This is a genomic window from Enterobacter sp. HMSC16D10 (assembly GCF_001807145.1).
Taxonomy (GTDB): domain Bacteria; phylum Pseudomonadota; class Gammaproteobacteria; order Enterobacterales; family Enterobacteriaceae; genus Enterobacter; species Enterobacter roggenkampii.
Window position 1 is genome coordinate 38,241 of the sequence record NZ_KV787822.1, and the last position, 21,445, is coordinate 59,685.

At 56.2% G+C, this 21,445-nt stretch carries 19 protein-coding genes; 9 read left to right on the forward strand and 10 right to left on the reverse strand.

All coding sequences use genetic code 11. The annotated features are described in order from the left end of the window. Positions 1-746 (forward strand): methyl-accepting chemotaxis protein (locus tag HMPREF3143_RS26165; protein WP_254668413.1); only part of this gene is annotated, 746 nt, incomplete at its 5' end. 39 nt (positions 747-785) lie between these two features. Here the strand turns inward: HMPREF3143_RS26165 and HMPREF3143_RS02130 are convergent. From HMPREF3143_RS02130 to HMPREF3143_RS02140, 3 genes are all read right to left on the reverse strand, one after another. Continuing rightward, on the reverse strand, positions 786-1,751 hold the full coding sequence (locus HMPREF3143_RS02130; RefSeq protein ID WP_070531586.1) for a DMT family transporter: 966 nt from the start codon (positions 1,749-1,751) through the stop codon (positions 786-788). A gap of 75 nt (positions 1,752-1,826) precedes the next feature. Next, complete coding sequence (locus tag HMPREF3143_RS02135; protein WP_070531590.1) at positions 1,827-2,651, reverse strand: AraC family transcriptional regulator; 825 nt, start codon at positions 2,649-2,651, stop codon at positions 1,827-1,829. Between the two features lie 81 nt (positions 2,652-2,732). Then, on the reverse strand, positions 2,733-3,581 hold the full coding sequence (locus HMPREF3143_RS02140; RefSeq protein ID WP_065101956.1) for an SDR family oxidoreductase: 849 nt from the start codon (positions 3,579-3,581) through the stop codon (positions 2,733-2,735). Positions 3,582-3,665: 84 nt separating this feature from the next. Between HMPREF3143_RS02140 and HMPREF3143_RS02145 the strand changes: the two genes are divergently transcribed. Continuing rightward, positions 3,666-4,052, forward strand: a complete 387-nt coding sequence (locus HMPREF3143_RS02145; protein ID WP_008502885.1) for a winged helix-turn-helix transcriptional regulator — start codon at positions 3,666-3,668, stop codon at positions 4,050-4,052. A 91-nt stretch (positions 4,053-4,143) separates the two neighbouring features. Here the strand turns inward: HMPREF3143_RS02145 and HMPREF3143_RS02150 are convergent, their stop codons facing one another. Next, complete coding sequence (locus HMPREF3143_RS02150) at positions 4,144-6,087, reverse strand: bifunctional 2',3'-cyclic-nucleotide 2'-phosphodiesterase/3'-nucleotidase (RefSeq protein ID WP_070531593.1); 1,944 nt, start codon at positions 6,085-6,087, stop codon at positions 4,144-4,146. 190 nt (positions 6,088-6,277) lie between these two features. Here HMPREF3143_RS02150 and cysQ point away from each other — a divergent pair, with 190 nt between their 5' ends. Then, entirely contained in the window at positions 6,278-7,018 is a 741-nt protein-coding gene (cysQ, locus tag HMPREF3143_RS02155; protein WP_008501432.1) for a 3'(2'),5'-bisphosphate nucleotidase CysQ, read from the forward strand. On the opposite strand, the gene HMPREF3143_RS02160 is transcribed toward cysQ, so the two are convergent. Continuing rightward, positions 7,012-7,569 carry a YtfJ family protein gene (locus tag HMPREF3143_RS02160; protein WP_025911942.1) on the reverse strand — a complete coding sequence of 186 codons (558 nt, stop codon included), beginning with the start codon at positions 7,567-7,569 and terminating at the stop codon, positions 7,012-7,014. The genes cysQ and HMPREF3143_RS02160 overlap by 7 nt on opposite strands. A gap of 324 nt (positions 7,570-7,893) precedes the next feature. On the opposite strand from HMPREF3143_RS02160, the gene HMPREF3143_RS02165 reads away from it, so the two are divergent. After that, on the forward strand, positions 7,894-8,100 hold the full coding sequence (locus tag HMPREF3143_RS02165; protein WP_008501430.1) for a DUF1107 domain-containing protein: 207 nt from the start codon (positions 7,894-7,896) through the stop codon (positions 8,098-8,100). Positions 8,101-8,171: 71 nt separating this feature from the next. Here HMPREF3143_RS02165 and HMPREF3143_RS02170 read toward each other — a convergent pair whose 3' ends face one another. Continuing rightward, positions 8,172-9,509 (reverse strand): polyamine export protein PaeA, encoded by a 1,338-nt coding sequence (locus HMPREF3143_RS02170; RefSeq protein WP_008501429.1) that lies wholly within the window; start codon positions 9,507-9,509, stop codon positions 8,172-8,174. A 211-nt stretch (positions 9,510-9,720) separates the two neighbouring features. Further along, entirely contained in the window at positions 9,721-10,362 is a 642-nt protein-coding gene (gene msrA, locus HMPREF3143_RS02175) for a peptide-methionine (S)-S-oxide reductase MsrA (RefSeq protein ID WP_008501428.1), read from the reverse strand. 224 nt (positions 10,363-10,586) lie between these two features. Here msrA and tamA point away from each other — a divergent pair, with 224 nt between their 5' ends. Genes tamA through HMPREF3143_RS02190 form a run of 3 tightly spaced genes read left to right on the forward strand, consistent with a single transcriptional unit; the run spans position 10,587 to position 16,440 of the window. After that, positions 10,587-12,320: an autotransporter assembly complex protein TamA gene (gene tamA, locus HMPREF3143_RS02180; protein WP_008501426.1), complete on the forward strand. Its 1,734-nt coding sequence runs from the start codon at positions 10,587-10,589 to the stop codon at positions 12,318-12,320. After that, a complete protein-coding gene (gene tamB, locus HMPREF3143_RS02185) occupies positions 12,317-16,093 on the forward strand; it encodes an autotransporter assembly complex protein TamB (RefSeq protein ID WP_070531596.1) in 3,777 nt (1,258 codons plus the stop codon). Before tamA ends, tamB begins: the two co-directional genes overlap by 4 nt. 2 nt (positions 16,094-16,095) lie before the next feature. Further along, positions 16,096-16,440 carry a gamma-glutamylcyclotransferase family protein gene (locus HMPREF3143_RS02190; protein WP_008501424.1) on the forward strand — a complete coding sequence of 115 codons (345 nt, stop codon included), beginning with the start codon at positions 16,096-16,098 and terminating at the stop codon, positions 16,438-16,440. A 316-nt stretch (positions 16,441-16,756) separates the two neighbouring features. Here the strand turns inward: HMPREF3143_RS02190 and HMPREF3143_RS02200 are convergent, their stop codons facing one another. The 3 genes from HMPREF3143_RS02200 to ppa all read right to left on the reverse strand — a co-directional run bounded on the left by HMPREF3143_RS02200 (position 16,757) and on the right by ppa (position 18,562). Beyond that, the gene (locus HMPREF3143_RS02200; RefSeq protein WP_070531599.1) at positions 16,757-17,227 is read right to left on the reverse strand and encodes a hypothetical protein; all 471 of its coding nucleotides are present in this window, start codon (positions 17,225-17,227) and stop codon (positions 16,757-16,759) included. Next, positions 17,224-17,544, reverse strand: coding sequence for a hypothetical protein (locus HMPREF3143_RS26170; protein ID WP_252909245.1), 321 nt, complete (start codon positions 17,542-17,544; stop codon positions 17,224-17,226). The genes HMPREF3143_RS02200 and HMPREF3143_RS26170 overlap by 4 nt, the downstream gene beginning before the upstream one ends. A 487-nt stretch (positions 17,545-18,031) precedes the next feature. Continuing rightward, positions 18,032-18,562, reverse strand: coding sequence for an inorganic diphosphatase (ppa, locus tag HMPREF3143_RS02210; RefSeq protein WP_008501423.1), 531 nt, complete (start codon positions 18,560-18,562; stop codon positions 18,032-18,034). A 309-nt stretch (positions 18,563-18,871) separates the two neighbouring features. On the opposite strand from ppa, the gene ytfQ reads away from it, so the two are divergent. Continuing rightward, complete coding sequence (ytfQ, locus tag HMPREF3143_RS02215) at positions 18,872-19,828, forward strand: galactofuranose ABC transporter substrate-binding protein YtfQ (protein WP_070531602.1); 957 nt, start codon at positions 18,872-18,874, stop codon at positions 19,826-19,828. A 105-nt stretch (positions 19,829-19,933) separates the two neighbouring features. Next, complete coding sequence (gene ytfR, locus HMPREF3143_RS02220) at positions 19,934-21,436, forward strand: galactofuranose ABC transporter, ATP-binding protein YtfR (RefSeq protein WP_070531605.1); 1,503 nt, start codon at positions 19,934-19,936, stop codon at positions 21,434-21,436. The last annotated feature ends 9 nt before the right edge of the window (positions 21,437-21,445 follow it).

Consider the following 21,445-nt stretch of genomic DNA (forward strand, 5'->3'; position numbering starts at 1 on the left):
TGGAAGAGACGGCAGCCAGCATGGAACAGCTGACGGCAACCGTGAAGCAGAACGCCGATAACGCGCGTCAGGCTTCCCGTCTGGCGCTGGATGCCTCCTCAACGGCGAAGAAGGGCGGTCACGTGGTGGAAGGCGTCGTGCGGACGATGGACGAAATCGCCACCAGCTCCAGCAAAATTGCGCAAATTACCAACGTGATCGACGGGATTGCCTTCCAGACGAATATTCTGGCGCTGAACGCGGCGGTGGAAGCCGCGCGTGCGGGCGAGCAGGGCCGTGGTTTTGCGGTGGTGGCAGGGGAAGTGCGTACCCTTGCGCAGCGCAGCGCTCAGGCGGCGAAAGAGATCAAAGCGTTGATCGATGACTCCGGCGAACGCGTGAACGCGGGCTCGCAGCTGGTTAACGAAGCCGGGGCCACGATGGCTGAGATCGTCAATGCGGTTACTCGCGTCACCGACATTATGGGCGAAATTGCTTCGGCCTCTGACGAGCAGAGCCGCGGTATCGACCAGGTGGGCCAGGCGGTAGCCGAGATGGACCGCGTGACCCAGCAGAACGCCTCACTGGTGGAGGAGTCTGCGGCCGCGGCGGCGGCGCTGGAAGATCAGGCTGCACGCCTGAACGAAGCGGTGGCGGTGTTCAAAATTACCCGCAACCAGGCGGTCAAAGCGGCGCCGGTAAAAACCTATGTGCCAAAAGCGCAGCCTGTCGCGGCGGCGTCTGAAGCAAACTGGGAAACGTTTTAACATCATGCCGGGTGGCGGCTCCGCCTTACCCGGCAAATATCACACCTCCGACGCCGGAACGACCCTCGGTTTTTCCGGCTTCGCTCTCACCGCCATCACTACCCCCACAACCAGCAGCACGATCCCACAGGCCGTGAACAGCGGCGGCACGCTCTGGCGCATCAGGAAGGTATAAAGCAGTCCGGCCAGGGTTTCGAAGACAATCAGCGGCCCTAATATCACCGTCGGCAGCTTCTGGCTGGCAATATTCCAGCACAGCGCGCCTACCCATGAACACAGCACCGCGATCGCCACCATCAGGCCGATAAACACCCAGGGTCTTGGCCCGAAGGGCTGGACGAAGTCCGGCTGCTGATGGCCCAGCCAGAGGCATGCGCCGAAATATCCCACGACGGATACGGGCAGCGTGACCAGCGCCTGCGCCGTCGCCCACATCATCGGGTGCTTGTCCGGGTTCTCACGCAGCCAGCGCGCATTGCGCAGGGCATACCATGCCCAGCACGCCACGGAAATGAACGCCAGCAGAATGCCAGAACCGTACCGCCATAGGTCAACATCGCCCTGCCCATGGCGCAGCTCGGCAATATTGACGCATATTAGCCCCAGGGCGGTGCAGACCAGCGCCGGGGCCATTTTTGACCACGCCAGTTTGCCATCGCGCTGGCTGTAGAGCAGGTTAGCAAAGACGGGAATGACGACCGGCAGCGTGCCGATAATCATGGTCGATACCGGCGCACCGGTACGCTGAATGGCACTCGCGAGGCAAACGTAATAGATAAGATTGCCCATCATGGTCAGCGCCAGTGCGGTCCCCCAGTCCTGACGGCTGAGCTGGCGCAAGCGCGCGCGTCCCAGCCACGCCAGGGGCAGGGCAATCAGCCCCAGCGCCAGATAACGTCCGGTCGACTGTAATATTGCCGGATACTCGGGCACGATCAGCGGGCCGACAAAAATCAGTCCCCACATCATCCCGGCCAGCAGGGCATACAACACTCCACTAATCATTTTTCCATCCACAGGTATTTACGCTGTAGTCAGTGTAGGAGGGGCGAATGCGCGCGTATTGTATGAGATTGCGCATTAGCGCCGTGTAACCTGCTTCTGGTAGCGCACGGGCGTAATGCCGTAGCGGTGGGTAAACGCGCGGGTCAGATGTGACTGATCGGTCAGCCCGGTTGCGGCGGCAACCTCTGCGGCGGGCATGCCGTGGGTGAGAAACGCTTTGGCGCGCCAGAGTCGAATGGCCATCAGCATCTGATGCGGCGTCACGTGAAAATGGGCTTTGAACTGGCGCTGGAAATGATACGGGCTGAGCGAGACGACGCTGGCCAGCTCGTCCAGCGTCAGAGCGCGCATATAGTTGTCGTGCAGGTACTCGCGTACCCGTTCGAAGCGGTGCGCGCCTTCCTGAATCCGTGGCGCGTGGTGGGCAAACGGCTGGAAGGTCTCAATCAGATCCAGCAGTAAACCTTTTTGCGCAAGCGGATCGTCCGTGTGCCACAAGCCGTAAATAAGCCTGCCGATTTGCTGTGAGCGTAACGGATCATGACGGGTCACGTCGCTGAACCACCAGTGCCGGAGGCCGGTCACCTCTTCCAGCAGATCGGGTTCGATATAGACCATCCGGTAGCGCCAGCCGCCCTCGGTGGCGGATTCGCCGGTGTGGATCTCGTCCGGGTTCATGGTAACGACGGATTTCTCCGCCGCGAGATGCTGGCTGCCGCGATAGCGAAAGCGTTCGGCACCGGTTTCAATCGTGCCGATGCCGAAGGCTTCATGGGTGTGAGGCTCAAAGGCGTAGTCAGAAATATGCGCGTGATACAGCTCCAGGCCCGGTAGCTGCGCCAGATGGCGAAAGCGCGCGCTGTCTCTTTCATCATTAAACTGTTCCGGTACGCCTTGCACGGTGAACCTCCTCGTGGGTCATCTTTTCATTATCAAAGATGACCCGAGGGGATGCCACAAAAAATAACCATCCCGTAACCATTACAGGATGGCTTTAATGCTCTCCGCCAGCGTAGTGGTCGGACGGCCGATCAGTTTGCTCAGGGTGCGGCTGTCGTCGAAAAGGCCGCCTTTCGAGGCGCCCACGTCGGAGTCCGCCAGCATATCCGCCAGCCCGGCAGGCAGGCCGACGCTTTTCAGCGCGGCAGCAAACTCCGCTTCGCTGAGATTCTGGTAGGTGACCGGCTTTCCGCTCTGTTTGCTGAGTTCAGCCGCCAGTTCGCTCAGCGTCCAGCCGTGGTCGCCCGCCAGTTCATACACCTTGCCCGCATGGCCCTCTTCAGCAATCACTTTCGCTGCCGCCGCGGCATAGTCTGCGCGGGTGGCAGAGGCAATTTTGCCTTCGCCTGCCGCACCAATAAACACGCCGTGTTCCAGCGCAGGCGGCGCGCTCGCCAGATAGTTTTCGGTATACCAGCCGTTGCGCAGCAGGGCATAAGGAATGCCTGACGCCGCCAGCGCTTTTTCAGTGGCAACGTGTTCAACGTGCAGACCGAGCGGCGAGGTATCCGCATGCAGCAGGCTGGTGTAGGCGATAAATTTCACCCCTGCCGCTTTGGCGGCGTTAATCACGTTCTGGTGCTGGGCCGCGCGCTGGCCGACTTCGCTGGACGAGATCAGCAGCAGCTTATCCACGCCGTTCAGCGCGGCGGTGAATGCGGCTTCATCCGTGTAGTCCGCCTGACGAACCACAATTCCCTGCTGGCTTAAGGCTTCAGCTTTTGCCGGGTTACGTACGATAGCCACAATCTGGTTCGCCGGTACGGTGTTCAACAGCTGTTCGATAACGAGATGGCCAAGCTGGCCGGTGGCGCCGGTAATCGCGATCATGATGAATCTCCTTCGTGTTTGTCTGGTGTTGTGGCACACTAGCACCATAGCTAACTTTTAGTAAGTACGTACAAAAAGGTAAGTATGAAAACAACGATACCGACGCTCAGCGAACAATTGCGCGATGGCAATCTCTTCGCGGAACAGTGCCCTTCACGAGAGGTGCTCAAACACGTTACCAGCCGCTGGGGGGTACTGATTCTGCTGGCGCTGCGCCAGGGAACGCATCGCTTTAGCGATCTGCGCCGTAAAATGGGCGGGGTGAGCGAAAAGATGCTGTCCCAGTCGCTTCAGGCGCTGGAGCAGGACGGGTTTGTCGATCGCGTATCGTACCCGGTTGTGCCGCCGCACGTAGAGTATAGCCTGACCCCGATGGGGATCGAGGTCAGCGAGAAAGTCGCCGCGCTGGCGGACTGGATTGAGGTGAATACGCCGAAGGTGATGGCGAATCGGGACGATCGCGCGGCGTAAAAGCCGGGTGGCGGCTTCGCCTTACCCGGCCTACCCATAATCTTCCATCCCGTAGGCCGGGTAAGCGAAGCGCCACCCGGCACAATCGCCGCTACTTACTTAAATCCAGGTGATAAATCGCGAACCCAATATCATCCGTCGCCACCTGTTTCATCGGATACTGCGCCTTCTCCTTAATAAACGCGGCTGCCTTCTCGGACGGTGACGTTTCAAAGCGGATATCCAGCGGCGTATCGCTGTGGATCGGCGCCAGACGCCAGTTGTTATCCACCGCCGGATGAATTTCGCCGGCCTTTTTCGACTCGGCGCTGATCCACGCCGCCAGCACAGAGCGGTTCTCGTCCGGCGAGGCAAAGGCGATGTGGCCATCTCCCGTACCGGCAAACTTACCGCCGTAGGCACGGTAGTTATTGGTCACCACCAGGAAAGTGGCATTCGGATCGATCGCCTTGCCGTTGAAGGTCAGGTTTTTAATGCGCTCCGCCTGCGGGTTGATCGCCTGACACTCGCCGTCATATTTCGCCGGCTGGGTGACGTCAATCTGGTAGTTCACGCCGTCGATCACGTCGAAGTTGTAGGTGCGGAAGCCGTCCCAGTTAATCAGCGACTGCGGCTTGCTGCTGTGTGGGTCAATCTGGTTAAACTGTCCGGCAGAACACTCCAGCCACTCTTTTACCTCTTTCCCTGTGGCTTTAACCACCACCAGCGTATTCGGGTAGAGATAGAGATCGGCGGCATTACGGAAGGTGAGCTGGCCCTTTTCGACCTCCACATAGCTTGCCGGGTCATTCTTACGCCCGCCCACTTTGAATGGCGCTGCGGCGGAGAGCACCGGCAGTTTCGCCAGATCCGGATCGCCCTGCACAAAGTGTTCGGCATAGGCTTTCTGCGCCATGTTGAGGACCTGAACGGTCGGATCGTCCTGCACCAGCGCCAGGAAGCTGTACATGCTGTCGGCGGATTTGCCGATCGGCTTGCTGACGAATTCGCGCGTGGCGTCGTGATCGTGCTTCAGCACGTCGACCAGTTTTTTATCTTCCGCCGCCAGCGATTTTTTCGCCGCCGCGTCGTAAATCGGGCGCGCTTCGGCTTTTGACTGCGTGACCTTCCAGCGGCCGCCGTCGTTATTCAGCACCAGATCCACCACGCCAAGATGGTCGCCCCACATGCCCGGCATCACCGACGGCACGCCGTTTAGCGTCCCTTTCTCTATATCGGCCCCTTTGATGCTGGCAAAGTCTTTGCCCGGGAAGACCGCGTGGGCGTGGCCGAACAGGATCGCATCGACGCCCGGGACCTCACTCAGGTAGTAAACGGAGTTTTCTGCCATGGCCTGGTACGGATCGGCGGAGAGGCCTGAGTGGGCGACAACGACCACCAGATCGGCGCCTTTTTCGCGCATTTCCGGCACGTATTTACGCGCGGTTTCGGTGATGTCGTTAACGGTCACCTTACCGTCGAGGTTGGCCTTATCCCACGTCATGATCTGCGGCGGGACAAAACCGATATAGCCGATTTTCAGCGTCTGTTTTTTCCCGTCCTGATCGACAACCTCAGTCTCTTTAATCAGGTAAGGCGTAAAAAGCGGCTTTTGGGTCTTAACGTCGATGATATTGGCGTTAACGTACGGGAATTTTGCGCCTGCCAGGGCATCATGCAGGTATGTCAGACCGTAGTTGAATTCATGGTTGCCGAGGTTACCGACGGTATAGTCCAGGGTGTTCATCGCTTTATAAACAGGATGGATCTCGCCTTTTTTCAGCCCCCTGGTCGCCATGTAGTCCCCGAGCGGACTGCCCTGAATCAGATCGCCGTTATCGACCAGCACGCTATTTTTCACTTCGCCGCGTGCGGCATTGATCAAACTCGCCGTGCGTACCAGCCCGAATTTTTCCGTCGGGGTATCTTTGTAGTAATCGAAATCCATCATGTTGCTGTGCAGATCGGTCGTTTCAAGAATACGTAAATCGACCGTCGCTGCCTGCACGCTCGCCGCAATCAGCGTCGCCAGGAGCGTTGCGCTAAACTTAATCATCAGAAGAGTCCTTTTTTCGATCCAGGCCACAAAAGAGTATGTATCTATAACGTGTTGCTTACATAAATGTGAATCCTGACAGAAAAAAGCAACCTGAAACCGGAATTGCTTCACAGATAGCGGAATTGTTCACATTACGATATAACTAAAACAAAGAGTTAACCTCACTGAGTTAACAAAGAGGTGGAAAATGCTAGATAAAATTTGTCAGCTCGCACGGGATGCGGGGGATGCCATCATGCAGGTGTATGACGGTAGTAAACCCATGGAGGTTGTCAGCAAAGCGGACGACTCTCCGGTCACGGCGGCAGATATCGCGGCGCATAAGGTGATCCTGAAAGGGTTACAGGCCTTAACGCCGGACATCCCCGTCCTGTCAGAAGAAGCGCCGCAAAGCTGGGAAGAGCGCCAGCACTGGCAGCGCTACTGGCTGGTGGACCCCCTGGACGGGACAAAAGAGTTCATCAAGCGCAACGGTGAATTCACCGTCAATATCGCCCTGATTGAGAAGGGTAAAGCGGTGCTGGGCGTGGTCTACGCGCCGGTCATGAAGGTGATGTACAGTGCTGCGGAAGGAAAGGCGTGGAAGGAAGAGTGCGGCGTGCGCAAGCAGATCCAGGTGCGCGACGCGCGTCCGCCGCTGGTGGTGATTAGCCGCTCGCACAGCGACAGCGAGCTGCAGGAGTATCTGCAGCAGCTGGGTGAACACCAGACCACCTCGATTGGCTCATCGCTGAAATTCTGCCTGGTGGCGGAAGGACAAGCTCAGCTCTATCCGCGCTTTGGGCCGACGAACGTCTGGGATACCGCCGCCGGGCACGCCGTGGCTGCGGCCGCCGGGGCGCACGTTCATGACTGGCAGGGCAAGCCGCTGGACTACACCCCGCGCGAATCCTTCCTCAACCCCGGCTTCCGCGTCTCTCTTTATTGAGCCAGCAGCTTATGCAGCAGGTCGACAACCTGCTGCACTTCTTCCTGGGTTAGCGCCCCGTCTTTCACCCACTGTACGCGGCCGTTCTTATCCAGCACGACAATCGCAGAGCTCTCTTCCTCAAGCTGCCAGGCCTTACGGGTGACGCCGTTGCTGTCGACGATAAACTGCGACCACGGATAGAGCTTTTTATTGCTCTCAAGGCTTGAGCGCACAAACATCCCGGAGCCCGGAATGGCGTCATCGGTATTCACGATCGTGGTGGTCTGGTAACGATCGTGTGGGAATTTTGCCGCCTTGATCGCCTCCACCAGGTTGGCATTTTTCTCTTTTGCAGATGTACGACCGGCAATATGTTGTACAACTCTCACTTTGCCCGCGAGCTGCGCGCTATTCCAGGCTTTGTAGCTAAACTTATCATTGTCGAGAATCAATTCTCCCCGGTCAGCAATGCCGACTGGCGGTACACGTTGTCCTTTTTCAATATTGTGAGCACAAGCCCACAGGGGCAGCAGCAGGCAGGCTGCTGCAAGGATAGTACGTAGGGTCATGGCGTTTCCTTATTGTTTGCAGGTGATCCGACCACTTGGTCATGCACTTTTAATGATAAGTGCGATCAATGTGGTTTTCCCGCAATCCCGATGCCACTTTGCGGGTGAACGCACATATCCATGAAAAAACGACGGCTTATACTGCGCTCAGTCACGCTTTGCAAAGATTATTCTGAATAATTGTAATCAAACGGTAAATAAACTTATGCACACTGGGTAACACCGTAGTTCTGGTCTATAGTCATTGGGCATTAAAATTTGCGCTCAGGACAGTCGGGCCGATTGTGGCACCGCAAGAGCGTATGATTCGCAGGAGATACAAGAATGAAAATTTTCCAACGCTACAACCCGCTTCAGGTGGCGAAGTACGTGAAGATCCTGTTCCGTGGACGGTTGTATATCAAGGATGTTGGCGCTTTTGAGTTTGATAAGGGCAAAATCCTTGTCCCAAAAGTGAAGGACAAACAGCACCTGTCTGTGATGTCCGAAGTCAACCGTCAGGTTATGCGTCTGCAAACTGAGATGGCTTAACCAACGTGCTATGCAGTAGTTAAAAAAACGGCTCCCGATGGGAGCCGTTGATGTTTGTGGAGGCAGGAACCTTACGCCGACACCTTCTCTTCCGCATCCGGCAGCTTCGGCACCAGTACGGTCGGTTTGTTGTCGATGCGCGTCACCAGCAGCTGGTCGATGCGGTAGTTATCAATATCCACCACTTCAAACTTGTAGCCGGAGAACTTCACCGAGTCGGTACGTTTCGGGATCTTACGCAGCATAAACATCATAAAACCGCCGATGGTCTCGTAGTTTCCGGACTGCGGGAACTCGTCGATATCCAGCACGCGCATCACGTCTTCAATTGGCGTGCCGCCATCAATCAGCCATGAATTATCGTCACGCTGGACAATCTGCTCTTCCAGACCCTGGCCTACCAGGTCGCCCATCAGCGTGGTCATGACGTCGTTCAGGGTGATAATGCCCACCACCAGCGCGTATTCGTTCATGATCACCGCGAAGTCTTCCCCGGCGGTTTTGAAACTTTCCAGCGCTTCGGAGAGCGTCAGGGTGTCCGGCACAATCAGGGTATTGCGGATCTGCACGCCGCTGTTCAGCGCCAGGCTCTGGTTCGCCAGCACGCGGTTCAGCAGGTCTTTGGAGTCGACGTAACCGATGATGTGGTCAATATCTTCATTACAGACCAGGAACTTGGAGTGCGGATGCTGCGCCACTTTGTTCTTCAGGCTCTGCTCATCTTCATGTAAATCGAACCAGATAATGCTTTCACGGCCCGTCATGGAAGAGGGCACGGTACGGGATTCCAGTTCGAATACGTTCTCAATCAGCTCGTGTTCCTGCTTACGCAGTACCCCGGCCAGGGCACCGGCTTCCACGACCGCATAAATGTCGTCAGAGGTGATGTCATCTTTACGCACCATCGGCAGCTTAAAGATGCGGAAAATGACGTTTGCCAGGCCGTTGAAGAACCACACCAGCGGGCGGAACACAAACAGGCAGAAGCGCATCGGGTTGATGATACGCAAAGCCACGGCTTCTGGCGCAATCATACCGATGCGTTTCGGGGTCAGGTCGGCGAAGAGGATGAACAGCCCGGTCACCAGCGAGAAGGAGAGGATAAAGCTCAGCTGTTCGGCCAGTTCGGCGGACATGTACTGCGCAAAGAGGCTATAAAACGCCGGGGAAAATGCCGCATCGCCCACGATACCGCCCAGGATAGCCACCGCGTTCAGACCAATTTGTACCACGGTAAAGAAGGTACCGGGGTTTTCCTGCATTTTGAGAATGCGTGAGGCGTTGATGTTGCCCTCGTCGGCGAGCAGCTTCAGTTTGATTTTACGGGACGCGGCCAGCGAGATCTCGGATATCGAGAAAAATGCACTGACGGCAATCAGACAAAGTATTACTAAAATACTGTTTAACATAGTTTATCCGGCTTCTCGCCAGATCCTCAGAAGGGGAGTTGATACCATTTGTGTGGAAACACATTGAACATCAGCTCGTAGCGTTGAGCCGATTATTTCAGCGGGTAGTATAGCGTAAAGAGATGTAAATCTGCCAGAGGTCACATTTTTACATAAAACAGACCGGACAGCGGGTGCTGCCCGGTACGGGCGACGATCTAACGGCTGATAATCAGGCCAGCTGTGGCGGCAGGCAGACGCCGATACCTCCGATTCCGCAGTAGCCGTACGGGTTTTTATGCAGATACTGCTGGTGATCGTCCTCGGCGTAGTAGAACGGTTTCGCGGTGGTGATTTCCGTGGTCACCTCGCGCGTATCGCCCGCTTCACGCATGGCCTGCTGGAAACGCTCAAGGCTGGCGCGCGCGGCGGCATCCTGCTCAGGGGTGAGCGGATAGATAGCCGAGCGGTACTGCGTGCCGTGGTCGTTGCCCTGACGCATGCCCTGCGCCGGGTCGTGGTTTTCCCAGAAGACCTGCAGGAGCTGTTCGTAGCTGATTACCGTCGGGTCGTACACTACGCGTACCGCTTCCGCATGGCCGGTTTCGCCGGAGCAGACTTCGCGGTAGGTTGGATTCGGCGTGTAACCGCCCGTGTAGCCGGCTGCCGTGCTGTAAACGCCAGGCAGCTGCCAGAAGAGGCGCTCAACGCCCCAGAAGCAGCCCATAGCGAACAGGGCGATTTCCATGCCATCAGGAACGTTAGTCATGGAATGGCCATTGACGGCGTGTAAAGTCGCCACAGGCATAGGGGTGTTGCGTCCCGGTAATGCATCAGCTTGTGAAACAAGATGCTTTTTGTCGAATAAACTCACGGTGGGGCCTCCCGGGGTGCGATGTTTCGGTTAAGGTTGTCACGGCGCGTTTAATTGAACACAATAAATGCGCTGAATGAGTCTAGATTTAATCATAAGAAATATTTGGGTGTTACACCCATTTTCAACCCGATATTCGGGTTTTTGGCCAACAGGCCGTATTTTGCCGCGGAGCGGCACTTCATTTGCTTCCAGGGTGGAAACAGGGATATTCAGGAGAAAACGTGACAAAAATCCGCCAGTTATGTTTAGTCAGTCTGTTGCTGACAAGCGGGATTGCCAGCGCGGCGAATGTCCGTTTGCAGGTTGAGGGGTTATCCGGGGCGCTACAAAAAAACGTGCGTGCGCAGCTATCGACCATCCAGAGTGATGAGGTGACGCCGGACCGGCGTTTCCGCGCGCGCGTCGATGATGCCATCCGTGAAGGACTAAAAGCGCTGGGGTATTACGAACCCACCATTGATTTCGATCTCCGCCCGCCCCCAAAGAAGGGGCGCCAGGTGCTTATTGCCCGCGTTTCGCCGGGCGAGCCGGTGCTGATTGGCGGCACCAACGTCATCCTGCGCGGCGGGGCGCGTACCGACCGGGATTACCTGGACCTGCTCAGCACGCGGCCGAAAATCGGCACCGTGCTCAACCACGGTGACTACGACCACTTCAAAAAAGAGCTGACCAGCGTTTCCCTGCGTAAGGGCTACTTTGACAGCCAGTTCAATAAAAGCCAGCTGGGCATTGCGCTGGCGCGACGTCAGGCCTTCTGGGATATCGACTACGACAGCGGAGAACGCTACCGCTTTGGCGACGTGACGTTCGAAGGGTCGCAAATTCGTGAAGAGTACCTGCAAAACCTCGTGCCCTTTAAAAAAGGGGATTACTACCAGTCGAGCGACCTGGGAGAGCTGAACCGACGGCTCTCAGCCACCGGCTGGTTTAACTCCGTGGTTGTCGCCCCTGAATTTGATAAGTCTCGCAAAACCAAGGTGTTGCCGCTGCACGGCGTTGTTTCGCCGCGCACCGAGAACACCATTGAAACCGGTGTGGGCTATTCGACGGACGTTGGCCCGCGCGTGAAGGCCACCTGGAAAAAGCCGTGGATGAACTCCTACGGCCATAGCCTGACCACCAGCGCCAGCATTTCCGCCCCGGAACAGCAGCTCGATTTCAGCTATAAAATGCCGCTGCTGAAAAATCCGCTTGAGCAATATTACCTGGTTCAAGGGGGCTTTAAGCGCACCGACCTGAACGATACCGAGTCCGATTCCACCACGCTTGCCGTGTCGCGTTACTGGGATCTCTCCAGCGGCTGGCAGCGCGCCATCAACCTGCGCTGGAGCCTGGATCACTTTACCCAGGCCAACGTCACCAACACCACCATGCTGCTCTATCCTGGGGTGATGATCAGCCGCACCCGCTCACGCGGCGGCCTGATGCCGACCTGGGGCGATTCCCAGCGTTACTCTATCGATTACTCCAACACCATGTGGGGTTCCGACGTGGATTTCTCGGTGATTCAGGCGCAGAACGTCTGGATCCGCACGCTGTATGACAAACACCGCTTTGTGGTGCGCGGCAACCTCGGCTGGATTGAAACCGGCGACTTCGACAAGGTCCCGCCGGACCTGCGCTTCTTCGCCGGGGGCGATCGCAGCATCCGTGGCTATAAATACAAATCCATCGCGCCTAAGGACGATGACGGCAAGCTGATCGGTGCCTCTAAGCTGGCTACCGGCTCGCTGGAGTACCAGTACAACGTCAGCGGAAAATGGTGGGGCGCCATGTTCGTCGACGGCGGCGAAGCGGTGAGCGATATCCGCCGCAGCGATTTTAAAACCGGCGCGGGCGTCGGCGTACGCTGGCAGTCACCCGTCGGGCCCATCAAGCTCGATTTCGCCGTGCCGGTGGGCGACAAAGAAGAACACGGATTACAGTTTTACATCGGTCTGGGGCCTGAATTATGAGTTTATGGAAGAAGATAAGCCTCGGGGTGCTGATTTTTATCGTGCTGCTGCTCGGTACGGTGGCGATTCTGGTGGGAACGACGACCGGGCTGCATCTGCTGTTTAACGCCGCGAACCGCTGGGTGCCGGGGCTGGAGATTGGCCAGGTGACGGGCGGCTGGCGCGACCTGCGCCTGAAGAACATCCGCTATGAGCAGCCGGGCGTGGCGGTGAACGCCGGGGAGTTTCACCTGGCGGTGAAGCTGGGCTGTCTGCGTGACAGCAAGCTCTGCGTCAACGACTTGTCGCTAAAAGACGTCAACGTGGCGATAGATTCGAAGAAAATGCCGAAGTCTGCGCCGGTAGAGGAAGAGGACAGCGGTCCGCTGAATCTCTCCACGCCGTACCCGATCGCGCTTTATCGGGTGGCGCTTGATAACGTCAATATCAAAATCGACGACACCACCGTGTCCGTGATGGATTTCAGCTCCGGCCTGCGCTGGCAGGAGAAAAACCTCACCCTGACGCCAACCTCCCTGCAGGGCTTGCTGATCGCGCTGCCGAAAGTGGCCGACGTGGCGCAGGAAGAGATCGTCGAGCCGAAGATCCAGAACCCGCAGCCGGAAGAGAAGCCGCTGGGCGAAACGCTGAAAGACCTCTTCTCGAAGCCTGTCCTGCCGGAAATGACCGATGTGCATCTGCCGCTGAACCTCAATATTGAAGAGTTCAAAGGCGAGCAGCTGCGCCTGACCGGCGATACCGACCTGACGGTCTATAACATGCTGCTGAAAGTCAGCAGCATTGACGGCAACATGAAGCTCGACGCGCTGGATATCGACACCAATCAGGGCTCGGTGAACGCGTCAGGCAACGCCCTGCTGCGCGACAACTGGCCGGTGGATATCACGCTGAATAGCGCCCTGAACATTGACCCGCTCAAAGGCGAGAAGGTGAAGGTCAAAGTGGGCGGGGCGCTGCGCGAGAAGCTGGACGTCGGGGTCAATCTCTCCGGCCCGGTGGACATGGTTCTGCGTGCGCAAACCCAGCTGGCGGAAGCCGGGCTGCCGCTCAATCTTGAGGTGGTCAGCAAGCAGCTTTACTGGCCATTCACCGGCGAAAAACAGTACCAGGCCGATGACCTGAAGCTGAAGCTGAGCGGTAAGATGACCGACTATACGCTCTCGTTCCGCACCGCGGTGAAGGGGCAGGGCGTGCCGCCCGCGAACATCACCCTGGATGCGAAGGGCAATGAACAGCAGGTTAACCTCGACAAGCTGACCGTCGCGGCGCTGGAAGGCAAAACCGAGTTGACCGCGCTGCTCGACTGGCAGCAGGCGATCAGCTGGCGCGGCGAGCTGAAGCTGACGGGCATTAACACCGCCAAAGAGGTCCCGGACTGGCCGTCGAAGCTGGATGGCCTGATCAAAACCCGCGGCAGCCTGTACGGCGGCACGTGGCAGATGGACGTGCCGGAAATCAAGCTCACCGGGAACGTGAAGCAGAACAAGGTAAACGTTGAAGGCTCGGTGAAAGGCAACAGCTACCTGCAGTGGATTATCCCGGGTCTGCACGTGGCGCTGGGCCGCAACACGGCGGATATCAAAGGCGAGCTGGGGGTGAAAGATCTCAATCTGGACGCCACCATCGACGCGCCGAATCTGGATAACGCCCTGCCGGGCCTGGGCGGTACGGCGAAGGGGCTCCTGAAGGTGCGCGGCACGGTAGACGCGCCGCAGCTGCTGGCGGACATTACCGCCAATAACCTGCGCTGGCAGGCGCTGAGCGTTGCCCGCGTTCGCGTGGAAGGGGATGTGAAATCCACTGACCAGATCGGCGGAAACCTGAACCTGCGCGTAGAGCGCATTTCTCAGCCGGACGTCAACATCAGCCTGGTCACCCTGGACGCGAAAGGGAACGAGAAGCAGCACGACCTGCAGCTGCGCGTGCAGGGCGAGCCGGTCTCCGGCCAGCTTCACCTGACCGGCAGCTTCGACCGCAAAGAGGAGCGCTGGAAAGGGACGCTGGATAACACCCGTTTCAACACGCCGGTCGGGCCGCTGGCGCTGTCGCGCGCCATCGCGCTGGACTACCGCAACGTCGAGCAGAAGATCAGCATTGGGCCGCACTGCTGGACCAACCCGAATGCGGAACTGTGCGTGCCGCAGACCATCGACGCGGGCGCGGAAGGACGCGCGCAGATCAACCTCAACCGCTTCGATCTGGCGATGCTGAAACCGTTTATGCCGGATACTACCCAGGCCAGCGGCGTCTTCAGCGGAAAAGCCGATGTCGCCTGGGACACCACCAAAGAGGGGCTGCCGCAGGGTAGCGTCACGCTGTCCGGGCGTAACGTGAAGGTGACGCAGGAGGTGAATGACGCGCCGCTGCCGGTGGCCTTCGACACCCTGAACCTGAGCGCGGACCTGCATAACAACCGTGCGGAGCTGGGCTGGCTGATTCGTCTCACCAACAACGGTCAGTTTGACGGCAAGGTTCAAATTACCGACCCACAGGGACGGCGAAATCTGGGCGGCAACGTCACTATCCGCAACTTCAACCTGGCGATGGTGAACCCGATTTTCGCACGCGGGGAAAAAGCCGAGGGCATGGTGAACGCCAATCTGCGCCTGGCGGGCAATGCGCAAAGCCCTCAGCTGTTCGGCCAGCTGCGCCTCAGCGGCGTGGATATTGACGGCAACTTTATGCCGTTTGACATGCAGCCCAGCCAGATCGCGATGAACTTCAACGGCATGAGCTCGACGCTGAGCGGATCGGTACTGACGCAGCAGGGGCAAATCAATCTGAGCGGCGACGCGGACTGGAGCCAGCTCGACAACTGGCGCGCCCGTATTGCCGCGAAGGGCAGTAAGGTGCGCATCACCGTACCGCCAATGGTGCGCCTGGACGTCTCGCCTGATGTGGTCTTTGAAGCTACGCCAAGCCTCTTCACGCTTGACGGTCGCGTTGACGTGCCGTGGGCGCGCATCGTGGTTCACGACGTGCCGGAAAGTGCGGTCGGCGTCTCAAGTGATGAAGTTATGCTCAATGAAAATCTGAAACCGGTCGAACAGAAGAGCGCGGGCATACCGATTAATAGTAACCTTATCGTGCACGTGGGGAATAACGTGCGGTTGGATGCGTTTGGGCTGAAGGCGAGGCTTACGGGCGACCTGAAGGTGGCGCAGGATAAACAAGGGCTTGGCCTGAACGGGCAGATCAATATCCCTGAAGGGCGATTCCACGCCTATGGTCAGGATCTGATTGTCCGCAAAGGCGAGCTGCTGTTCTCCGGTCCACCGGATCAACCGCTGCTGAACATCGAAGCGATTCGTAACCCGGAAGCGACGGAAAACGACGTCATTGCCGGGGTACGCGTCACCGGTTCCGCCGACGAACCGAAGGCGGAGATCTTCTCTGACCCGGCGATGTCCCAGCAGGAAGCCCTCTCTTACCTGCTGCGTGGTCAAGGTCTCGACAGCGGTCAGAGCGACAGCGCGGCGATGACTTCGATGTTAGTGGGGCTGGGGGTTGCACAAAGTGGGCAGGTTGTGGGTAAAATCGGCGAGACGTTCGGCGTAAGCAATCTGGCGCTGGACACCCAGGGCGTGGGTGACTCCTCGCAGGTGGTGGTCAGCGGCTATGTACTGCCGGGTCTGCAGGTAAAATATGGTGTGGGGATCTTTGACTCACTGGCAACACTCACGTTACGCTATCGCCTGATGCCTAAGCTATATCTGGAAGCAGTGTCCGGCGTAGACCAGGCACTTGATCTGCTCTATCAGTTTGAGTTTTAGCAATGCGAATATTTGTCTACGGCAGTTTACGAACCAGGCAAGGCAACAGTCACTGGATGACCAATGCCCAGCTACTGGGGAATTACAATATCGAGAACTACCAGTTGTACAGCCTGGGCCACTATCCAGGCGCGGTTCCGGGCGAAGGAACAGTACAGGGTGAAGTTTATCGTATTGATAACGCGACGCTTGCCGAACTTGATGCCTTGCGCACCAGGGGCGGTGAATACGCACGCCAGTTGATCCAGACGCCGTACGGAAGCGCGTGGATGTATGTCTACCAGCGTCCAGTCGACGGGTTAACGCGGATCGTAAGCGGTAACTGGTTAGACAGAGACCAGTACTGAAAAACGACAACGCCACCGTAAGGTGGCGTTGTCATTTTTATTCCTTCAACTCTCTTCTGTATCCCGGCGTCGGGTTAAAAACAGAGGAACGAACAGCATGATGTACGGCGCAATAAGCCATAAAAAACACAAGGCGCGTGAACGGCCATAGTAGTTTATGCACCGCGTATTGCTTGAAATGACGGGCAGGAAACACAGTAAAAACAGCAGAATCACATAATCGCTTCGATAAGGGATCCATAAGTAAAACAAAAACCAGGCAAGCTGGAATGTCATGATGCAGAGATACTGCCATTTACTGTCTTTACCGTAACAGTCAAACGCCTTTATGTAGCCCATCTTTATGCTTTGAAGAAAGAAACTTAGCATGTATAACGCTCACGATCGCGACGGTCAGGAGTGTGCTCATCAGCAACGCCCCTAAAAAATAGCTGTGGGTGATATCAGTAGCACCCGAGCATAAAGTATGCAATTTACTATAACCTCTATCTACTGCAACAAAAAGTGTATATAGCCCTATGTTAATAAAGAATTGCAGAAGACAAGAAAACAAGATATTTCTTGGAATTGTTTTTAATAGAGTGAGTAACGCATAAATAATGCTTGATGATAGCGCGAAGTAAAGTCCGTTAAGTAAACCAGATAGTAATGCGCTATTTATTTGACTGAATATTAAATGATCGCTTCCATAGTACCATGACAGATATTCAACATAAGTACTTCTGCCAAAGACAAAGGAGGCAATAATAAGGACGAATAGGCTCATGACATGGCTTTTCTTACTCATAATTTTGCTCCCTTAGATAGCAGCTCCTTCATCGTTTTACTGGCTTCTAGCTGATCTTTGATTATGGCAAGGTCACGAGTATTGTGGTTATATTTTGCAATAGCGGTTGGCGTACCCTTACCACCATTGTCCATAAAGAAGACTATATCCTTACGACCATAAAGAAGGACTTGTGGGATGGGATCACGCCCATAACTCACCGCCTGTGGAAGGGAGTGGATAGACTCTGTCGTGAGGAAGCGAGGAATATTTTCATACTCAATATTACCTAAAGGCGTGGTGGCAACAAGGGAGCCGATAAAATCGGTCGTATACACTAACGCATCTGTATCCTTGGTCGTTACTTTTGTAACCTGTAATATATTTTATCTGTTGCCAAAGGGTAATATCTTTAGGGGTAACCTTAACACCATCCATAAACATATCCTGCTTGCGTTTTAGCTGAATGACAGTACGGTGTACCTGTGTCAAAGAGGGGCTGATTTCCCCAATAGAAGGCATAAAACCATCGCGGGAATACAACCGTTCAATGATAAAATAAATTCCAGTTGGGCGGGCAACATCAATGTTAATGGATGACATATGAATCCTGTCATGAATGGGGATTAATGATCATCATGACAGTATGTTGTGAACAGCCAGGCTATTCAACCACTCCCACTATAAATGATAGGGTGTCTTTTTTGGTTTTAATGTCAAAAACATAAGGAATGGGATTATTCTCAAAAATTCAGTTTGTACTACTTTAAACCAGGGAAATAAAAAAGCCCCGACTCGCGGGGCCTTCATTAACAGCAGTAAGAATTACTTCTTAGCAGCGCGTTCGAAAGAGGCGATGATTTCCGCTTTCGCTGCTTCTGCGTTGTCCCAGCCGTCAACTTTAACCCACTTGCCTTTTTCGAGGTCTTTGTAGTGCTCGAAGAAGTGAGTGATCTGCGCTTTCAGCAGCTCTGGCAGGTCGTTCACATCTTTGATGTGATCGTATTCTTTGCTCAGCTTGGTGTGCGGTACCGCAACCAGCTTCGCATCTTCACCGGATTCGTCGGTCATTTTCAGCACGCCAACGGGACGGCAGCGAATCACTGCGCCTGGCTGCAGTGGGTATGGCGTTGGGACCAGCACGTCAACCGGGTCACCGTCCAGAGACAGGGTGTGGTTGATGTAACCGTAGTTGCACGGATAGAACATCGCGGTAGACATGAAGCGGTCTACGAACAGGGCGCCGCTCTCTTTGTCCACTTCGTATTTGATCGGATCTGCGTTAGCCGGGATTTCGATAACTACGTAGATGTCTTCTGGCAGTTCTTTACCCGCTGGGACGTTGAGTAAGCTCATGTCGGTGTCCTTTAAAATGGATGGTAAACAAGTGGCAGGTATTATAGCCAACTCGCGCTGAATGTCTCCGCCTGTTTTCGCCTTCTCTCCACGTTCTTCCCACTTTTCAGACCGATTCCATGACAGAAAAATCCATAAACTCAGCCGCATTTTTCATGGAGAAATGAAAGCGATTACAAACTTGTGATTAACGTTTTATTCACTTTTCTGAAGTGTGATGTAACGCAATTCGTTACATATTTCATGGGCTATAGTCATTCCGCAGAACATCTTTTAACCAACAATAACTCACCCTACGAGGACGTTCATATGTGGAAGCGCTTACTCCTTGTCACAGCAGTTTCGGCAGCCATGTCGTCTATGGCGATGGCCGCTCCCTTAACCGTAGGTTTTTCGCAGGTCGGCTCTGAATCTGGCTGGCGAGCGGCAGAAACCAACGTGGCGAAAAGCGAAGCTCAGAAACGCGGCATTACCCTGAAAATCGCCGATGGCCAGCAAAAACAAGAGAATCAGATCAAAGCCGTGCGCTCCTTTATCGCCCAGGGCGTGGATGCCATCTTTATTGCACCCGTCGTGGCGACCGGCTGGGAACCCGTCCTGAAGGAAGCGAAAGACGCTGAAATCCCGGTCTTCCTGCTCGATCGTTCCATCGACGTCAAAGAAAAATCTCTCTATATGACCACCGTGACGGCCAACAACGTGCTGGAAGGGCAGTTAATTGGCGACTGGCTGATAAAACAGGTCGACGGCAAGCCGTGTAACGTTGTTGAACTGCAGGGCACCGTCGGGGCGAGCGTGGCCATCGACCGTAAAAAAGGCTTTGCTGAAGCCATCGCGAAAGCGCCAAACATCAAGATTATCCGCTCTCAGTCCGGCGACTTTACCCGCAGTAAAGGTAAAGAGGTGATGGAGAGCTTCATTAAGGCTGAAAACAACGGCAAGAACATCTGCATGGTTTACGCCCACAACGATGACATGGCGATCGGCGCGATTCAGGCAATTAAAGAAGCGGGCCTGAAGCCGGGCAAGGATATCCTCACCGGCTCTATCGACGGCGTGCCTGATATCTACAAAGCGATGATCGACGGCGAAGCCAACGCCAGCGTGGAGCTGACGCCAAACATGGCCGGCCCGGCATTCGACGCGCTGGAGAAATTCAAGAAAGACGGCACGATGCCGGAGAAAGTGACGGTCACCAAATCCACGCTCTACCTGCCTGACACGGCGAAAGAAGAGTTAGAGAAGAAGAAAAATATGGGCTACTAAGCCTGTCTGAACATGCCGGGTGACGCTGCGCTTACCCGGCCTACGATACGCTCTTTTGTAGGCCGGATAAGCGTAGCGCCATCCGGCTTGATGCAGGGGGAAACCATGACCACTGAACAACACCAGGAAATCCTCCGCACAGAGGGCTTGAGTAAATTCTTCCCCGGCGTAAAGGCGCTGGATAACGTTGATTTCAGCCTGCGGCGCGGGGAGATCATGGCGCTGCTGGGGGAAAACGGCGCGGGAAAATCGACGCTGATTAAATCTCTGACCGGCGTTTATCACGCCGACCGTGGCACCATCTGGCTGGAAGGTAACGCCATTTCGCCAAAAAACACCGCCGATGCCCAGCAGTTGGGGATCGGGACGGTATACCAGGAAGTGAACCTGCTGCCGAATATGTCGGTGGCGGATAACCTGTTTATCGGCCGTGAGCCACGACGCTTTGGGCTGCTGCGCCGTAAAGAGATGGAGGCGCGGGCGACAAAGCTGATGGAATCCTACGGCTTCTCCCTCGACGTCCGCGAGCCGCTGAACCGCTTTTCCGTGGCGATGCAGCAGATCGTCGCCATTTGCCGCGCGATCGATCTCTCGGCAAAGGTGCTGATCCTCGACGAACCCACCGCCAGCCTCGATACCCAGGAGGTGGAAATGCTCTTTACGCTGATGCGCCAGCTGCGCGATCAGGGCGTCAGCCTGATCTTCGTTACCCACTTCCTCGATCAGGTGTATGAGGTGAGCGACCGCATTACGGTGCTGCGCAACGGCAGCTTTGTCGGCTGCCGTGAAACCCGCGAGCTGCCGCAGATCGAGCTGGTCAAAATGATGCTGGGCCGCGAGCTGGAGACCAACGCCCTTCAGCGCGCGGGCCGCACGCTGCTGAGCGAGAAGCCGGTCGCCGCGTTCAGCGATTACGGCAAAAAAGGGGTCATTTCGCCGTTTAACCTTGAGGTGCGGCCGGGCGAAATTGTCGGGCTGGCGGGCCTGCTGGGCTCGGGGCGTACCGAGACAGCCGAGGTGATCTTCGGGATCAAGCCCGCCGACAGCGGCAGCGCGCTGATCAAGGGCAAACCGCAAACCCTGCGATCGCCGCATCAGGCCTCCTGTCTGGGTGTGGGTTTCTGCCCGGAAGACAGGAAAACGGACGGCATTATTGCCGCCGCCTCGGTGCGGGAAAATATCATTCTGGCGCTTCAGGCGCAGCGCGGCTGGCTGCGGCCGATCCCACGCAAAGAGCAGAACGCCATTGCTGAGCGCTTTATCCGCCAGCTCGGCATCCGCACCCCGAGCGCGGAACAGCCCATCGAGTTCCTCTCCGGTGGTAACCAGCAGAAAGTGCTGCTCTCCCGCTGGTTGCTGACCAAACCCCAGTTCCTGATCCTCGACGAACCGACCCGCGGCATTGACGTAGGGGCGCACGCCGAAATTATCCGGCTTATCGAAACCCTGTGCGCAGACGGTCTGGCCCTGCTGGTCATTTCGTCCGAGCTGGAAGAGCTGGTGGGCTATGCCGATCGCGTCATCATCATGCGCGATCGTAAACAGGTGGCAGAGATCCCGCTGGATAAGCTGTCCGTTCCGGCGATCATGAATGCCATCGCGGCATAAGGAGTGAAT

Excerpts from the sequence above, each read along its gene's own strand:
- HMPREF3143_RS02130 (WP_070531586.1), bottom strand. The coding sequence starts at position 1,751 with ATGATTAGTGGAGTGTTGTATGCCCTGCTGGCCGGGATGATGTGGGGA.
- HMPREF3143_RS02140 (WP_065101956.1), bottom strand. The coding sequence starts at position 3,581 with ATGATCGCGATTACCGGCGCCACCGGCCAGCTTGGCCATCTCGTTATC.
- HMPREF3143_RS02190 (WP_008501424.1), top strand. The coding sequence starts at position 16,096 with ATGCGAATATTTGTCTACGGCAGTTTACGAACCAGGCAAGGCAACAGT.
- HMPREF3143_RS02170 (WP_008501429.1), bottom strand. The coding sequence starts at position 9,509 with ATGTTAAACAGTATTTTAGTAATACTTTGTCTGATTGCCGTCAGTGCA.
- cysQ (WP_008501432.1), top strand. The coding sequence starts at position 6,278 with ATGCTAGATAAAATTTGTCAGCTCGCACGGGATGCGGGGGATGCCATC.
- HMPREF3143_RS02200 (WP_070531599.1), bottom strand. The coding sequence starts at position 17,227 with ATGAGTAAGAAAAGCCATGTCATGAGCCTATTCGTCCTTATTATTGCC.
- HMPREF3143_RS02160 (WP_025911942.1), bottom strand. The coding sequence starts at position 7,569 with ATGACCCTACGTACTATCCTTGCAGCAGCCTGCCTGCTGCTGCCCCTG.
- tamB (WP_070531596.1), top strand. The coding sequence starts at position 12,317 with ATGAGTTTATGGAAGAAGATAAGCCTCGGGGTGCTGATTTTTATCGTG.
- HMPREF3143_RS02150 (WP_070531593.1), bottom strand. The coding sequence starts at position 6,087 with ATGATTAAGTTTAGCGCAACGCTCCTGGCGACGCTGATTGCGGCGAGC.
- HMPREF3143_RS02165 (WP_008501430.1), top strand. The coding sequence starts at position 7,894 with ATGAAAATTTTCCAACGCTACAACCCGCTTCAGGTGGCGAAGTACGTG.
- ytfQ (WP_070531602.1), top strand. The coding sequence starts at position 18,872 with ATGTGGAAGCGCTTACTCCTTGTCACAGCAGTTTCGGCAGCCATGTCG.
- ytfR (WP_070531605.1), top strand. The coding sequence starts at position 19,934 with ATGACCACTGAACAACACCAGGAAATCCTCCGCACAGAGGGCTTGAGT.
- HMPREF3143_RS02145 (WP_008502885.1), top strand. The coding sequence starts at position 3,666 with ATGAAAACAACGATACCGACGCTCAGCGAACAATTGCGCGATGGCAAT.
- ppa (WP_008501423.1), bottom strand. The coding sequence starts at position 18,562 with ATGAGCTTACTCAACGTCCCAGCGGGTAAAGAACTGCCAGAAGACATC.